This is a genomic window from Dongia soli, assembly GCF_034044715.1.
Taxonomy (GTDB): domain Bacteria; phylum Pseudomonadota; class Alphaproteobacteria; order Dongiales; family Dongiaceae; genus Dongia_B; species Dongia_B soli.
In genome coordinates, this window is the sequence record NZ_JAXCLW010000001.1 from 654,981 (window position 1) to 669,234 (window position 14,254).

At 61.4% G+C, this 14,254-nt stretch carries 11 protein-coding genes; 9 read left to right on the plus strand and 2 right to left on the minus strand.

Translation table 11 applies throughout. The features are described 5' to 3' along the window. Positions 1–33: 33 nt before the first annotated feature. Positions 34–4,554 carry a glutamate synthase large subunit gene (gltB, locus tag SMD27_RS02935; protein WP_320506832.1) on the plus strand — a complete coding sequence of 1,507 codons (4,521 nt, stop codon included), beginning with the start codon at positions 34–36 and terminating at the stop codon, positions 4,552–4,554. A gap of 145 nt (positions 4,555–4,699) precedes the next feature. After that, the gene (fzlA, locus tag SMD27_RS02940; RefSeq protein WP_320506833.1) at positions 4,700–5,368 is read left to right on the plus strand and encodes an FtsZ-binding protein FzlA; all 669 of its coding nucleotides are present in this window, start codon (positions 4,700–4,702) and stop codon (positions 5,366–5,368) included. A 40-nt stretch (positions 5,369–5,408) separates the two neighbouring features. On the opposite strand, the gene SMD27_RS02945 is transcribed toward fzlA, so the two are convergent. Next, positions 5,409–6,152 carry a tetratricopeptide repeat protein gene (locus SMD27_RS02945; protein ID WP_320506834.1) on the minus strand — a complete coding sequence of 248 codons (744 nt, stop codon included), beginning with the start codon at positions 6,150–6,152 and terminating at the stop codon, positions 5,409–5,411. A gap of 188 nt (positions 6,153–6,340) precedes the next feature. Between SMD27_RS02945 and SMD27_RS02950 the strand changes: the two genes are divergently transcribed. Next, positions 6,341–7,264 carry an SDR family oxidoreductase gene (locus tag SMD27_RS02950; RefSeq protein ID WP_320506835.1) on the plus strand — a complete coding sequence of 308 codons (924 nt, stop codon included), beginning with the start codon at positions 6,341–6,343 and terminating at the stop codon, positions 7,262–7,264. On the opposite strand, the gene SMD27_RS02955 is transcribed toward SMD27_RS02950, so the two are convergent. Further along, positions 7,261–7,992 (minus strand): alpha/beta hydrolase, encoded by a 732-nt coding sequence (locus tag SMD27_RS02955; protein WP_320506836.1) that lies wholly within the window; start codon positions 7,990–7,992, stop codon positions 7,261–7,263. The genes SMD27_RS02950 and SMD27_RS02955 overlap by 4 nt on opposite strands. A 209-nt stretch (positions 7,993–8,201) precedes the next feature. Here SMD27_RS02955 and SMD27_RS02960 point away from each other — a divergent pair, with 209 nt between their 5' ends. The 6 genes from SMD27_RS02960 (at position 8,202) to pheT (ending at position 14,212) form a co-directional block, all read left to right on the plus strand. Further along, the gene (locus tag SMD27_RS02960) at positions 8,202–9,449 is read left to right on the plus strand and encodes a glycosyltransferase (RefSeq protein ID WP_320506837.1); all 1,248 of its coding nucleotides are present in this window, start codon (positions 8,202–8,204) and stop codon (positions 9,447–9,449) included. A gap of 171 nt (positions 9,450–9,620) precedes the next feature. Continuing rightward, complete coding sequence (gene rpmI, locus SMD27_RS02965) at positions 9,621–9,824, plus strand: 50S ribosomal protein L35 (RefSeq protein WP_320506838.1); 204 nt, start codon at positions 9,621–9,623, stop codon at positions 9,822–9,824. Between the two features lie 19 nt (positions 9,825–9,843). Next, positions 9,844–10,206: a 50S ribosomal protein L20 gene (gene rplT / locus SMD27_RS02970; RefSeq protein ID WP_320506839.1), complete on the plus strand. Its 363-nt coding sequence runs from the start codon at positions 9,844–9,846 to the stop codon at positions 10,204–10,206. 28 nt (positions 10,207–10,234) lie between these two features. Further along, positions 10,235–10,630 (plus strand): hypothetical protein, encoded by a 396-nt coding sequence (locus SMD27_RS02975; protein WP_320506840.1) that lies wholly within the window; start codon positions 10,235–10,237, stop codon positions 10,628–10,630. 115 nt (positions 10,631–10,745) lie between these two features. Further along, positions 10,746–11,822, plus strand: a complete 1,077-nt coding sequence (pheS, locus tag SMD27_RS02980; protein WP_320506841.1) for a phenylalanine--tRNA ligase subunit alpha — start codon at positions 10,746–10,748, stop codon at positions 11,820–11,822. Then, on the plus strand, positions 11,819–14,212 hold the full coding sequence (gene pheT / locus SMD27_RS02985; RefSeq protein WP_320506842.1) for a phenylalanine--tRNA ligase subunit beta: 2,394 nt from the start codon (positions 11,819–11,821) through the stop codon (positions 14,210–14,212). The genes pheS and pheT overlap by 4 nt, the downstream gene beginning before the upstream one ends. Positions 14,213–14,254: the final 42 nt, after the last annotated feature.

The following is a 14,254-nucleotide window of genomic DNA, read 5'->3' on the forward strand; positions in this document are numbered from 1 at the left end:
GGTGCTATCGGCGCCGCCCAAAGGAAGACCATCATGGCCGAGCAAGTTCCTTACTGGTATCGCGAGCGCGCACAACTGGCGGCACAGGGACTTTACGACCCCAGCGACGAACATGATGCCTGCGGGGTCGGCATGATCGTCGCCATCGACGGCAAGCCGCGGCGCGAAGTCGTCCTGAAAGGCATCGAAGCGCTGAAGGCCGTCTGGCATCGCGGCGCGGTCGATGCCGATGGCAAGACCGGCGACGGTGCCGGCATCCACGTGCAGATCCCCCACGCCTTCTTCGAGGATTTCATCCGCAAGGGCGGCCAGGAGATCAATAACGAGAAATTCGCCGTCGGCCAGATCTTCCTGCCGCGCACCGATCTCGGCAAACAGGAACGCTGCCGCGTCATCGTCGAGCGCGAGATTCTCAATTACGGCTACACGATCTATGGCTGGCGCCAGGTGCCGGTGAATATCGGCATCATCGGCGACAAAGCCAATGCCTCGCGGCCCGAGATCGAGCAGATCATGATCTGCAACAATCGCGGCGTCACGGAAGAGCAATTCGAGACGGATCTCTACATCATCCGGCGCCATATCGAGAAGGCCGCGGCTTCCGAAGGCATCGGCGAGCTTTATATCTGCTCGCTCTCCTGCCGGTCGGTCATCTATAAGGGCATGTTCCTCGCCGAACAGCTCACCGCCTTCTATCCTGATCTGGTCGATGACCGTTTCGTCTCCAATTTCGCGATTTATCACCAGCGCTATTCCACCAACACCTTCCCCACTTGGAGCCTGGCCCAGCCGTTCCGCGTCATTGCCCATAACGGCGAGATCAACACGCTGAAAGGCAATATCAACTGGATGACCGCCCATGAGACGCGCATGGAATCCGGCATCTATGGCGGCCATATGGCGGAGCTGAAACCGGTCATCCAATCGGGCGGATCGGATTCGGCAGCCCTGGACAATGTGTTCGAGATCATGGTGACCGAGGAACGACCCTTGCCCATGGTGCGCTGCCTGCTGGTGCCTGATGTCTGGGACGGCCGCATCGCCATGCCGCAAGCCCATAAGGATCTCTTCAGCTACTGCAATTCTGTGATGGAGCCCTGGGATGGCCCGGCGGCGATCTGCGGTTTCGCTGCCAATTGGGTGGTCGCCTTCACCGATCGCAACGGCCTGCGGCCGCTGCGCTATGCCATCACCGAAGACGGTTTGCTGGTCGCCGGTTCGGAAACCGGCATGGTGCGGCTCGGCGAAGAGCGCATTCTGTCCAAGGCGCGGCTCGGGCCCGGCCAGATGATCGCTGTCGATCTCGCCAAAGGGAAGCTCTACAAGAACGACGAAATTCTCGACAAGCTCGCCGCCAGCGCCGATTTCAGCGACTGGGTCCGGAACATCACCGTCATCGACGACCTGGTGCGCGAGACCCGCGGCGAACCCGCCATCTTCGATCGCGACTTGCTTCGCCGCCGCCAGATCGATGCCGGCCTGTCATTGGAAGATCTGGAACTGATTCTCCAGCCCATGGTGGAAGAGGCCAAGGAAGCCATCGTCTCCATGGGTGACGACACGCCCCTGGCGGTTCTGAGCGATCAGTATCGCGGCCTGCATCATTTCTTCCGGCAGAATTTCAGCCAGGTCACCAATCCCCCGATCGACAGTTTGCGCGAAGCCAGGGTCATGAGCTTGAAGACGAGGCTCGGTAATCTCGGCAACGTGCTGGATGAGGATGAAAGCCAGTGCCGACTGCTACAGTTGGACAGCCCCGTGCTGTTGACGGCCGAATTCCAGGCGATGCGCGCCTATATGGGTGAGAGCGCTGCTGAAATCGATTGCACCTTTAATCCCCAGGATGGCGATCATGCCCTGCGTGACGCCATCCAGGCGATCCGCCGCCAGGCCGAGGATGCGGTGCGCGGCGGCGCCACCCATGTCATCCTGTCGGACGAGCGGGTTGGACCCGACCGCGCAGCGATACCGATGATTCTTGCGACCGGCGCCGTGCATGTGCATCTGCTGCGTCAGCAGCTGCGCACCTTCATCTCGCTCAACGTCCGCTCTGGCGAATGCCTCGATGTGCATCATTTCGCCGTGCTGATCGGTGTCGGTGCCACCACGGTCAATGCCTATGTCGCGGAAGCCAGCATCGCCGATCGGCAGGCGCGCGGCCTCTTCGGCAATCTCGCTTTGGACAATTGCCTGGAACGCTATCGCAAGGCGGTCGATCAGGGTCTGCTGAAAGTGATGTCGAAAATGGGCATCGCCGTCATCTCCTCCTATCGCGGTGGCGCCAATTTCGAAGCGCTCGGCCTGTCGCGCACCCTGGTTGCCGAATATTTCCCGAACATGCCCTCCCGCATTTCCGGTATCGGCATGACCGGTATCCAGCGCCGTGTCCTGGAACTGCATAATCGCGCTTGGGCGACGGATATCGTCACCTTGCCGGTCGGCGGCTTCTATCGCTATCGCAAGAGCGGCGAGACCCATGCCTGGGCGCCCGATCTCATCCACACTTTGCAAAGCGCCGTCAGCAGCGAGTCCTATTCGACCTTCAAGCGTTACAGCGAAGCGGTTCACACATTGCCGCCGGTGGCGATCCGCGATCTGCTCGATTTCGCACCGAGTGGCCAGAAGGTCTCGGTCGATGAAGTCGAAAGCATCACCGAGATCCGCAAGCGTTTCGTGACACCCGGCATGTCGCTCGGCGCCTTGAGCACCGAAGCGCATGGCACGCTGAACATTGCCATGAATCGGATCGGCGCCAAATCCGATAGCGGTGAAGGCGGCGAGGATCCGACCCGCTTCAAGCCGCAGCCCAATGGCGACAACGCCAATTCCGCGATCAAGCAGATCGCCTCCGGCCGCTTCGGCGTGACGGCGGAATATCTCAGCAATTGCCGCGAGATCGAGATCAAGGTCGCGCAAGGCGCCAAGCCCGGTGAAGGCGGTCAGCTGCCGGCCTTCAAGGTCACGTTGGAGATCGCCCGGCTGCGCCATGCAACTCCTGGCGTCTCGTTGATTTCCCCGCCGCCGCATCACGACATCTATTCGATCGAGGATCTGGCCCAGCTGATCTATGACCTGAAGCAGATCAATCCGACCGCCAAGGTTTGCGTGAAGCTGGTGGCACGCAGCGGCATCGGCACCATTGCCGCCGGTGTCGCCAAAGCGAAGGCGGATGTCATCCTGATCTCGGGCCATGTCGGCGGCACCGGCGCCTCGCCCCATACCAGCGTCAAATATGCCGGCGTGCCCTGGGAGATGGGCCTCGCCGAAGCCCATCAGGTGCTGACCCTGAACCGCCTGCGCCACCGGGTGCGACTGCGCACCGATGGCGGCATCAAGACCGGCCGCGACGTGGTCATCGCGGCGATGCTGGGCGCCGAGGAATTCGGCATCGGTACCGCCTCGCTGGTCGCCATGGGCTGTATCATGGTGCGGCAATGCCATTCCAATACTTGCCCGGTCGGGGTTTGCACCCAGGACGAGAAGCTGCGGGAGAGATTCACCGGGACGCCGGAAAAGGTGGTCAATCTCTTCAGCTTCGTCGCCGAGGAAGTGCGCGAAATCCTTGCCTCGCTCGGCGTCAAATCGCTGAATGACGTGATCGGCCGGACCGAATTGCTGGAACAGGTCAACCGGGGCGCCGCGGATCTCGACGATCTCGATCTCAATCCGCTGCTGGCCCAGGCCGATCCCGGCGATCAGGCGCGCTATTGCACCATCGAAGGACGCAACGAGGTGCCCGACACCCTGGATGCGCAGATGATCAAGGATGCCGGTCCGCTGTTCAATGCGGGCGAGAAGATGCAGCTGCAGTACAATATCCGCAACACCTTCCGTGCCATCGGCACCCGGTTGTCGGCCGAGATCACCCGGCGCTTCGGCATGACCGGCCTGAAGCCCAACCATCTCACCGTGCGGCTGCGCGGCTCCGCCGGCCAGTCGCTCGGCGCCTGGGCAGTACAAGGCCTGAAGCTGGAAGTCTTCGGCGATGCCAATGATTATGTCGGCAAGGGTCTTTCCGGCGGCACCATCGTGGTGCGTCAAATGCCCTCCAGCAAGCTGACCAGCAACGAGAACACCATTATCGGCAACACGGTGCTCTATGGCGCGACGGCCGGCAAATTGTTTGCCGCGGGCCAGGCCGGCGAGCGCTTCGCCGTCCGTAATTCCGGCGCCCTGACGGTGATCGAGGGCTGCGGTTCCAATGGCTGCGAATACATGACCGGCGGGATGGCCGTGATCCTGGGTGCGGTGGGCGATAATTTCGCCGCCGGCATGTCGGGCGGCATGGTCTACATCTATGACGATGCCGGCACTTTCCCTGACCGGGTCAATCCGGACAGCGTGGTTTGGCAGCGCCTCGATTCCAATTACTGGGAGATGCAGCTGCGCTCGATGGTGGAAGAGCACGCGGCAGAAACGCAATCGCGCTTCGCCGGCCGCCTGCTGAATGACTGGCAGTTGGAGCGCGGCAAGTTCTGGCAGGTCGTGCCGAGGGAAATGTTGAACCGGCTGGAACAACCGCTCAGCGATCAGCCTGCCGCTGTTCTCGCCTGACGCGACATGCTTGTCCAAATCAGGGAGCCGATCCTATGATGGGCTCCCTGTTGAGGTACACGAATCTGTGCGCATCGGCAGGCGCTTCGGACTGGAACCGCTGGCGGCAGGTTGTTATGCTCCCGGCGAATCACCGGACGAAACGATGCGTAGGCTTTATCACTTTCCGCTCCAACCGCAATCTCGCAAGGTCCGCCTGCTCCTCAAGGAAAAGCAGTTGGAATACGAGGCTATTGCCGAGCGGCCCTGGGACCGGCGCGATGAATTCCTGGCGCTGAACCCCGCGGGTGAAACGCCGGTCTTGGTCGAGCCGGGCGGCAGCATCATCTGCGGCGATTACGCGATCACCGAATATCTGGAAGAGATCCAGCCCGGCGGCACGCTGTTGGGCGCTTTGCCGGTCGAACGGGCCGAAACCCGCCGGCTGGTGCAATGGTTCGACAGCAAGTTCCAGCGGGACGTGACGCAGAACCTGCTGCACGAAAAATTGATCAAGCGCATTTGCGGCCAAGGCGGACCGGATTCCGGCGCAATCCGTGCCGGCCGCGCCAATATCCGCATTCATCTCGATTACATCTCTTGGCTGATCGACCGCCGGAATTGGCTCGCCGGGGACAGCTTTACCCTCGCCGATCTGACGGCGGCGGCGCACCTCTCCTGTATCGATTATCTTGGCGACGTGAATTGGGATGAGTTTCTCGGCGCCAAGGAATGGTATGCCCGTATCAAGTCACGGCCGAGCTTCCGGCCGCTTCTGGGCGACCATCTGCCGGGCACCCAGCCACCCGCTTACTACGCTGATCTGGACTTCTAGTGGCCTGCTCGCTGAGCTGAGCTGAGCGGGCCCGCCAATATTAGTTGGCTTTCAAGTCGATCTGTTCGATGCCGTGCTGCGCTTCGTCGGCGACCGGCGTATTGGGCGCCAGCCGCACCACCTTCAGCCAATCCTGGCGCGCACCCGCGATATCGCCCTCCTGCTGCTTGAGCTTGCCCCGTTCGAGCAGCGCCAAAGCGAAATTGGGATCGAGCTTCAAAGCCTGGTCGACATTGTCCATCGCCAGGGCGCGGTTCTCCAGATGCCGATAGGCGGCGGCGCGGAAGGCATAGATTTCCGGGCGGCCCTTATCGAGATCGGCGGCGGTATTGAGATCTTCCAGCGATTCGAAATACATCCCCGCATTGCCATAGGTCGTGGCGCGATCGATCAGCAGGTCGACATCCTTGGGCTGCAGCTTCAGCCCCTCATTCTGGTCATGCAAGGCAAGCTGCGGCTTCTCCGCGCGAATCCAGGCCTGCGCCGCTTGGCCGAAAAGCTGGGCCGCGATCTTGGCCTTTTCTTGGGGCATGGTCTGGGCAATGCGCTCAAGTTCCAGTGCGCCGTCTTCCACCTGCCCCATATTGATCAGGCCGAGTGCCTTGCAATGGCGCGCCGCATCGCCACCGCCTTGCTTTTCCCAGGCGACGGCACTTTCGACCGCCTGATCCGGCGCCCGCTTCGCCAGCAGCAGGCAGTCATTGTATTCCTTGGCCTGGTCAGCCGATTGTCCGTAAGCGGGCATCCCGGTCCAAGCCGCCAAAGTCAGGGCAAGGATTCCCACCAGCATCCGATGGGAACGATACCCTCGCCGAGGCTGCGATTGGAGCTGGAGTGAGGAAGTGCGCGTCACGGTGAATCCGGTTAAACTGAGCAAGCTGAAAGATCGGTATTGCGTCGTGCCGCAGATTCCGTTGTATGGCGAGAAAAAGCAAGAACGAACAACACGTTAAGTTCACGGACTGGTGATTGATGAGCAATCCGAGCCAAACCGGCCATCTGTTCTGCTTCGGCCTGGGCTACACCGCGACCAATCTGGCCCGGCAACTGATCGCCGCTGGATGGCGGGTCAGCGGCACGTGTCGGGACGAGGCGAGACAGGGCGAGTTGCGCGAGCTCGGAATAGAGGCGCATCTTTTCGATCGCGACCGAGCCTTGGCCGATATTGACGGCTTGCTGACCGGCGTCACCCATCTTCTCAGTTCCGTGCCGCCGGACGACCGCGGCGATCCGGTTTTGGATCTACACGGTGACGACCTGCGTGGCCAGCAGCATCTCCAATGGATCGGCTATCTCTCCACCACCGGCGTCTATGGCGACCGCAAGGGCGGATGGGTCGACGAGAGCAGCGAGTTGACGCCCAGCGGCATGCGCGGCGCCAAGCGCCTTGCCGCCGAACGGCAATGGCTGCAACTGTCGCCGCCCGCACATCTATTCCGTCTCGCGGGAATCTATGGTCCGGGCTCTTCCGCCATCGAAACCGTCCAGGCCGGGCGTGCCAAACGCATCCACAAACCCGGCCAAGTCTTCAGCCGCATCCATGTGGACGATATCGTCCAGGTGCTGATGGCTTCGATGACCCATCCTTCGCCGGGCAGCGCATATAATGTGTGTGACGACGACCCGGCCTCCCCGGCCGATGTCATCGCCTATGCCTGTGAATTGCTGGGGCGACAGCCGCCTCCCGTCATCCCCTTTGCCGAAGCCGAGTTGTCGCCGATGGCGCGCAGTTTCTATGACGACAACAAGCGCGTCTCTAATGATCGCATCAAACGCGAACTCGGCATCACCCTGCTTTATCCCAGCTACCGCCAGGGACTGGAGGCCATCCACAATGGCATCGCCGATCAGCAGCGCAAACGGATGAACGGCAAAAATCGAGCCGATAAAAGCTAGACCGGAAATTGGGACGATAGGGCGGCAACCTGATCGAATAACAGCTTGAGGTCCTGCGGCCGCGCGAGACGATGATCGCCATCCTTGATCAGCCGGATCTGCACATCGGCAGAGGTGAGGCAATCGGCAAGCTGCAGGGAGATTGTGTAAGGCACGTCGGAATCCACCATGCCATGCAGCAGCCGCACCGGCCGGTCGATGCCAATGCGGTCGCGCAACAGGAGATGCCGGCGCCCTTCTTCGATCAGCAATCGGGTGATGACGTAAGGCTCATCCGAATAGTCCGACGGCTGGGCCAATTGTCCCTCATGCCTCATCTTCTCCCGATCGACCGAAGAGAGTGATGCCCAGATCAGGTCTTCGGTGAAATCCGGCGCGGCGGCAATGCCGATCAAGGCATGAATTCGGTCCAATCGCTGCAACGCTGCCAGCAACATCAACCAGCCACCCATGCTGGAGCCGACGAGGATCTGAGGCCCTTCGCTGAGCGCGTCCAAGGCGGCGACGACATCTTCGGCCCAGCGACCGATCGAGCCGTCCGTAAATGCGCCGGAAGAGCGGCCATGGCCGAAATAGTCGAAAGAGAGAAAAGCTTGTCCCCGCGACCGACAGAATTCCTCCAACGCCGTTGCCTTGCTGCCGGTCATATCGGATTTGAATCCGGGCAGAAAGATGACACCTGGCAGTCGGCTGCCGAATCCACTGGCTGATACCCGATGATAGGCCATATGATGACCATCAGGACGCGCGAGTTGCGTGATGGGGGCAGGGGCTGGTTGCGTGATCGCGCACACGGCGGATGCATCCTTCAACGATTTGTTTGTTGCCAAAGATTGAGACGGCATGCTACCCGGCGCTGAAAACTATCGTGATCTAAATCGCGGTTTAAATGTCGGCCGAAAACGACCCCTCGTCAAATGACTCGCCTGGACTTGCAATGCAAGGCCATCCCACTGTTTTACAACTGATCAGCCGGCTGGATGGCGGCGGCAGCGGCCGCATCGCCATCGAATTGTCGAGCACGGTTTGCGAAGCCGGAGGTCGGGCGTTGATCGCCTATGACGGCGAGGCGGCAACTTATGAACTGACCCGCCACGGCATCACGCCGGTTGAAGACAAGCTGACCAGCCGCAATCCCGTCTCCACCTATAATGTCGTGCGGCGACTTGTCGGGGTCATCGCCCAGCACAAGGTCGATATCGTCCACGCCCAGAATGCCAGCTTGGCAGTCATTGGGCAGGCCGCGGCCAAGAAGGCGGGTTGCCGTCTGGTGACAACCTTTCACGACGGGCCGGGGCATGTCGCCACACTCAAGAAGAAAAGCCGGGCCGCTTTCGCCGCCAGCGATCACATCGTCACCTTGTCTTATCTGACCGCCAATGAGATCGCCAAGGCGATGCCGGAATTGCGGGACCGGATCAGCGTCGTGCCCTATGGCGTCGACCTCAGCCGCTTCGACCCGGCCCGCGTCACGGCCCAGCGCGTGATCCAGCTCGCCAATCTGTGGCGCATGCCCGATGACAAGCCGATCATCATGTTGCCGGGCCGGTTCGTGCCTCAGAAAGGCCATGGCCAATTGATCGAAGCCCTGGCCGAGATGAAGGATGTCGACCTGCGCTGCATCATGGTCGGACCCTCGCCGGATGGCGGCGCCTATCGCGAGCAGCTTGAGAACAAGATCCGCGCCCATGGCCTGGACGACCGCATTCAGCTGGCCGACGAATGCCGCGACATGCCAGCGGCGCTGATGCTGGCCGATCTCGTCGTCGCCCCCTATGTCGAGCCGTCGACCTATAACCGGGTGATCGTCGAGGCCCAGGCGCTCGGCCGTCCGCTGATCGCGTCGGACTTCCCCTGCGCCCGCGAGATGGTCGATGGCAGTTCCATGGCCTGGCTGACCCCGCCCAAGGATAAGGGCGCCCTGGCCTGGGCCATCCGCGACGCCTTGTCCTTGCCTTTGGAAGAACGGCAGATGCGGACCGAACAGGTGATCGCCAATTTGCGCCAGCGATCGGACCGCGACGTCATGTGCCAACATATGCTGGCGCTTTATGCCGCCCTAGCCTCCGGCGCCCTGCCCGGCCGTCCAGATCAAGCTGATCACCTTCCGGGCGATCCGGCGGGCCACGACAGCGGCTCAAATGGCGCCCTGGGTGGCGAGCCGATCCTCCATCCGGTCGGCTGACGCTTATCTAGAAAAACGGCGCTTTTCCGGAGTTTTCGGCCCAGTTGCGCCCTCCTTGCAATGCCATAGCGATGTCGGTATAACCGCGCGTCCGGCACAGAGCGGCCATGGCGAACCATCGGGCATGCCCAACCGCGACCGGAACATCTAACCCATTGAAGGACTTAGAAAATGCCCAAGATGAAGACCAAGAGCAGCGCCAAAAAGCGCTTTAAGCTCACCGCGACCGGCAAGGTAAAATTCAAGCCGGCGAACAAGCGTCACGGCCTGATCAACCGTCCCTCCGACATGAAGCGCCAAAGCCGGCGTGACGAAGTCATGGCGGAACCGGATGCCAAAAAGGTCATCAAATTCTTCCTGCCGAACGGCCTTTAAGAGATAGAGGAGACTAGATATGGCTCGCACTAAGCGCGGCGTCACCTCGCACGCTCGGCACAAGAAAGTTCTCGACCTGGCCAAGGGCTATGTCGGACGCGCCAATAACAACTACCGCATCGCCCTGGAAAAGGTCGAAAAAGGCCTGCAATACGCCTATCGCGACCGGCGCGCCAAGAAGCGCGATTTCCGCGGCCTGTGGATTCAGCGCATCAATGCCGGCGCCCGTGAGCACGGCCTGACCTATTCCCAGTTCATCTCCGGCGTGAAGCGCGCCGGTATCGAGATCGACCGCAAGGTGCTGTCCGATCTCGCGATCCGGGAACCGGCGGCTTTCGCGGCGATCGTGAAGCAAGCCCAGGACGCCCTGAAGAAGGCCTAATGGCCTTTCATTTCGGATCTCCAAGCGAATGACCGGTCTTTGTCGTCGCCTCATCACCGTTTTGGCCCTGGCTGGCACCCTGGTGCTGGCGGCCTGCGGTTATGGCGACGACATTGCCGCCGTCAAAAAGGCGGAAACCCTTCCCGGCAAGAATAACGAGGCGCTGGTCAATGACCTGGCCGGCGCCCATGGCTCGGTCGATTGGACCGGCTCGAAGCCCGACCGCTTCAAGGACACCGATATTGTTTTGGTGACGGCGACGATCAAGCAGATCGGGCGCAGCGGCAAGGAACACCATCTGGTTTTCGATTTCGTCAGCAACCGGCAGACCGAGAAGGTCGGTATCGACCGGGTGTTGGTGGATGGCGAAGAACAGAATTTGCTGACCTTGCCGTTCAATCTCATTAAGTTGCAGCTCGACTGAACGGCCTGGCAACGGATGTTGATGTGGGGAGGCCGGAATCGATCCGCCTCCCCCTTTTCAATTCTGTCTGGGCGATGCGAGTGATAACCGCGGCAAGAGGCGGACGGAACGGAAGATGCAGAATCTGGATGGCTTACGGGATAAGTGGCTGGCAGCAATACAAGATGCCGGCAATGTCGATGCCCTGGAAACGCTCCGCGTCGATGCCCTCGGCAAGAAGGGCGAGATCAGCGGATTGATGAAGTCCCTGGGGACTTTGTCGCCCGATGAACGCAAGGAAGCCGGTCAGCGGCTGAATGTCCTGAAGGACTCCGTCAGCGAGGCGATCGCCGCCCGCAAGGAGCTGTTGGAACAGGCAGCGCTTGACGCCAAGCTCGCTTTCGAAGCGATCGACCTCACCTTGCCGCCGCGTCCCGAGACCGAAGGCCGCCTGCACCCGATCAGCCAGACCATCGACGAGATCATCGCCATTTTCGGCGAGATGGGCTTCAGCGTCGCCGAAGGTCCGGATATCGAAGACGATTTCAAGAATTTCACAGCGCTCAATATTCCGCCCGATCATCCGGCGCGCCAGATGCAGGACACCTTCTATCTGCCGCCGCAGGAAGATGGCAGCCGCATGGTCTTGCGTACCCATACGTCGCCGGTGCAGATCCGCACCATGCAATCGAAGAAGCCGCCGATTCGCGTGATCTGCCCGGGCCGCACCTATCGCTGCGATTCCGACATGACCCATACGCCGATGTTCCATCAGGTCGAAGGCCTGGTGATCGACGAGACCACGCATATGGGCCATCTGAAAGGCTGCCTGATCGATTTCGTGCGCACCTTCTTCAATCTCGACAATCTGCCGGTGCGCTTCCGCCCCAGCTACTTCCCCTTCACCGAACCCTCGGCCGAGGTCGATATCGGCTGCGACCGTTCCGGCGGCGAGTTGAAGCTCGGCCAGGGCAGCGATTGGCTGGAGATCCTGGGCTGCGGCATGGTGCATCCCAAGGTGCTGCAGAATTGCGGCATCGATTCCAGCAAGTACCAGGGCTTCGCCTTCGGCATGGGCATCGAGCGCATCGCCATGCTGAAATACGGCATCCCCGATCTGCGCACCTTCTTCGACGGCGATCTGCGCTGGCTGAAGCATTACGGATTCCCGGCATTGGATGTGCCGTCGCTGGTCGGAGGACTGACGCGATGAAATTCTCTCTCTCCTGGCTCAAGGAGCATCTCGACACCAGCGCCGATCTCGAGACGATCGCCAAGAAACTGACGGCACTCGGCCTCGAAGTCGAAGGCATCAGTGACCGATCGAAGGCACTGGCGCCTTTCACGGTTGCCTATGTCGTCTCGGCCGAGAAGCATCCCAATGCCGATAAGTTGCGGGTCTGCATGGTCGATACCGGCAAGGGCATTGTCCAGGTGGTCTGCGGCGCGCCGAACGCCAAGACAGGAATGAAAGGCGTTTTTGCACCCCCAGGCAGCCATATTCCCGGCACCGGCGTCGATCTGAAGCCAGGCGTCATTCGCGGGGTGGAATCGAACGGCATGCTCTGCTCGGTGCGCGAAATGGGCATCGGCAACGACCATGACGGCATCATCGAACTGCCGGAAGACGCACCGGTCGGCACCAGCTTCGCCGCTTATCAGAAGCTCGACGATCCGGTGATCGAGATTAAGCTGACCCCCGACCGCGCCGATTGCCTGGGTGTCCGCGGCATTGCGCGCGACCTGGAAGCGGCCGGCCTCGGTAAGCTGAAGCCGCTCTCGGCGAAGAAGATCGACGGCGCCTTCGACAGCAAGATCCAATGGCGCATCGCCGATGACGGCAATTACTGTCCCAAGGTTGCCGGCCGCTTGTTCCGCAATGTGAAGAACGGCGCCAGTCCGAAATGGCTGCAGGATTGCCTCACCTCGATCGGCCTGCGGCCGATCTCGGCTTTGGTCGATATCACCAATTTCGTCACCTTCGATCTTGGCCGGCCCTTGCATGTCTATGACGCCGACAAGCTGAAGGGCGACCCGACTTTGCGCGTCGCCAAGGATGGCGAGGAGATCCTGGCATTGGACGGCAAGACCTATCGGCTGGATTCCAGCATGACGGTGATCGCTGACGAAAACGGCCCGCAATCGATCGGCGGCATCATGGGTGGCGAGGCAACCGGCTGCTCGGAGGCGACCACCAATGTGTTCCTGGAAGTCGCACTCTTCAATCCGATCGCAGTTGCCCGTACCGGCCGCAAGCTCAACATCAATTCCGATGCCCGCTATCGCTTCGAACGCGGCGTTGATCCGACCTCGGCCGATTGGGGCCTCGATGTCACGACCCAGCTGATCCTCGATATCTGCGGCGGCGAAGCCTCGGCCGCCAGCATTGCCGGCAGCGAACCGGCCTGGCAGCGCGAACTTGATTTCCGTCCCGCCCGGGTGCTCGGCCTCGGCGGCGTCGATGTGTCGGCGGCAACGCAGAAGGACATTCTGGAAAAACTCGGCTTCAAGGTCAGCGAAAACAGCACCGATAGCTGGTCGGTCAGCGTGCCGAGCTGGCGCGCCGATGTCGAAGGCGAGGCCGATCTGGTCGAGGAAGTGCTGCGCGTCAATGATTTCGACAATATTCCCGTCGTCTCGATGCCACGTACCACGCCTTTGCCGCAGCCTTCCGTGACGCCGGCCCAGCGCCGCGTTCTGCTCACCAAAAGGTTGCTGGCTGGCCGTGGCCTGACCGAAGCTGTGACCTTCAGCTTCATGGCAAGCGGCATCGCGGGCCTGTTCAAGACGGCGGCGAAGCTCGTGCTGCTCGACAACCCGATCAGCAGCGATCTCGATGCGATGCGGCCTTCGATCCTTGGCAACCTGTTACAGGCTGCCGGTCGCAATGCGGCGCGCGGGATCGGCGATGTGGCCTTGTTCGAAGTCGGCCCGACCTATCACGATGAGACCGAGAAAGGTCAGGTCCTGGCGGCGACCGGCATCCGCAGCGGCTTCGCCCGGCCGCGTCACTGGGAGGCGAAGCCGCGCGCGGTCGACGCCTTCGATGCCAAGGCGGATGCCCTCGCCATCCTTTCGACCTTCGGCGTGCCGGTTGACAATCTGCAAATCCTGCCGGAAGCGCCGGGCTATTTCCATCCCGGGCGCTCGGCGGTTTTGCGCCTCGGCCCGACCGTCCTGGGGCAGTTCGGCGAATTGCATCCCAGGATTCTGAAGGCGCTCGATCTCAAGGGAGCGGCAGTCGGGTTCGAGGTCTTCCTCGACCGCTTGCCTTTGCCGCGCTCGAAAGGCACGGCACGTCCCTTGCTGAACGCCTCGCCATTCCAACCAGTGGAGCGCGATTTCGCCTTCGTGGTCGATGCCAAGGTGCCGGCGGACAAGTTGATCAAGGCGGCAAAGGGTGCCGATAAGGCGCTGATCACCGAGGTGAAGTTGTTCGACGTCTTCAGCGGCGGCTCACTGGGCACCGATCAGAAGTCGATTGCCTTGAGTGTGACCCTGCAGCCCAAGGACAAGACTTTGACCGATCAGGAGATCGAGGCCGCCGCCGCCAAGGTGGTGGCCGCCGTCAACAAGGCGACCGGCGGCACCTTGCGGGGCTGAGAGCCGTCATTCTGACCGAAGGAAAGGCCCGCCGTTTCGGCG